We start from the raw sequence: 1,183 nt of genomic DNA, 5'->3' as shown, positions 1-1,183 counted from the left end.
TCTTATTCAGGCAAATTGGGCAAGGGCCGGATAGACGCATATCAAACCATGCTACAGGTTAGTCCGCCACCGACAAATAATACAACCGACTCAACAATTTCCAAGTTTTATAATTTCCCTAACCCTGTAAGTAACGCGCTCACTAATCAGAGTTACACAAGTTTGTACGTGTTACTCACAGCGATACCCACAGATATAAAAATTACTATCTATTCTTTAAGCGGCAGAAAAACAAAAACCTTCAACAAAAGCGATTTCCCTCTTTCTGTGACTACCTATACCGGCGAAGGAGCTGTAGTGTGGTACCTGGCTGATGAAAATAATAATGTTGTCCCTCCTGGAATTTATATTGCGCTATTGGAAGTTACCGATAGTTCCGGCAAGGTGCAGAGAAAATATCATAAGGTGGTTGTGCAATGAAAAAAACCATCCACACAGGCTTATTGATTCTTTCTTTAGCTATAACCTTGGCCGCGACCGGAACACGTGTAGACCTGCGCAATGACTTTCTGAACAGCGGATTTAACGCCAGGGTCATAGGGCTGGGCAATACCGGTATAATTTCCGCAGAAGGACCGGAAAGCGCTTATTTTAATCCGGCCATACTGGTGAAAGAAAACATCAATCCCATACTGCTCAGTTATAATCCTTATAATTTTGACCAGTCCTATATCTACGGTTTTTATAAACTTCCTTATAAATACAGAGACACGACTTTTGGGATAGGCGTTATAATGGATGTTATCGGGAACATCGAATACAGGACCGACAAAACCGACAGCCCAACTATAACCAGCATAACTCAACAATGTTTCACTGTGGGCTTGGCCAGAAGAGTTGAAAAGAATATAAATGTCGGGTTCAATTTGAATTTTGTACTGGATAATTATTCAACGGAAAAAAGCAGCCTGTTTTATTCACTCGGATATTACTCAACAGCATTTACGCCTTACGATTTATCTCTGGTAATGCGATACTACAACTCGGATGAATACGCGCTCTCGCTGGGAGCCAAAATACCGCTGCCCATGGACCTGACGACTTATATTGTTTCTGATATTTTTCTAAGCGGTACATATAACAGCGTATTAATGAAATATGGAGTAAATTATCAGCTTGATCCAAGTATTGCATTGCAGGCCGGCCTGAATGGCGACAATCTATCCCTGGGTTTATCGTTCCT

The 1,183-nt window shown here is 41.4% G+C and carries 2 protein-coding genes; both read left to right on the top strand.

From position 1 onward, the window contains the following. Positions 1–420: hypothetical protein (locus tag PHV30_08860; protein MDD5457128.1), on the top strand; the 420-nt coding region annotated here is incomplete at its 5' end. Continuing rightward, positions 417–1,183: hypothetical protein (locus PHV30_08855; GenBank protein ID MDD5457127.1), on the top strand; the 767-nt coding region annotated here is incomplete at its 3' end. The genes PHV30_08860 and PHV30_08855, both read left to right, overlap by 4 nt.

Source organism: Candidatus Margulisiibacteriota bacterium (genome assembly GCA_028715625.1).
In the GTDB taxonomy this organism is placed as follows: Bacteria; Margulisbacteria; Riflemargulisbacteria; order GWF2-35-9; family GWF2-35-9; genus JAQURL01.
This window is presented reverse-complemented; position numbering and strand designations above follow the sequence as displayed.